Source organism: Paenarthrobacter sp. TAF1, from assembly GCF_052113825.1.
GTDB classification, from domain to species: Bacteria; Actinomycetota; Actinomycetes; order Actinomycetales; family Micrococcaceae; genus Arthrobacter; species Arthrobacter nicotinovorans.
Genome location: NZ_JBFRDO010000051.1, coordinates 1 through 501, shown reverse-complemented (window position 1 = coordinate 501; position 501 = coordinate 1). Strand labels below are relative to the sequence as shown.

Sequence of the window (501 nt, the reverse complement as noted above, 5' to 3'; positions counted from 1 at the left end):
TTCGTCGAAGACGTCCAGGATGGGGTTCCAGCGGTCGGCGAAGTCCTGGTAGCCGGCCTCGATGACTTTCTCGGGGACAGGCGGGAACATGGCGACGTATTGCCAGATGGAGGAGCCGGTGAACCCGACGACGGTGTCCACGCCGAGCGCTTTTGCGAGGCGGGCGGTGTGCTTCATTTCTTCGGCAGCGCGTTGGCGCACGCCTTCGGGGTCGCCGTCGCCCCACACCTTGGACCCAACGATCGCCTCGTGGCGGAAGTCGATGGGGTCATCGCAGACGGCTTGGCCTTTGAGGTGGTTGGAGATGGCCCAGACCTTGAGGTTGTACTTKTCCAGGATGGCGAGTTTGGAYTCGACGTAGCCGGGTTCGTCCCAGCGCCAGGCGTCCAGGTGGTCTCCGGAGACGGCGATTTCCAGGCCGTCGTAGCCCCAGCCCGAGGCAAGGCGCGCGACTTCCTCGAAGGGGAGGTCGGCCCACTGGCCGGTGAACAGGGTGTACGG

Annotated in this window: 1 protein-coding gene; it reads right to left on the bottom strand. The window is 65.1% G+C overall.

Going from position 1 to position 501, the window contains the following annotated elements:
• The coding region (locus AB4Y81_RS21560) for a sugar phosphate isomerase/epimerase family protein (protein ID WP_441996935.1) at positions 1 to 501 on the bottom strand (501 nt) is incomplete at both ends.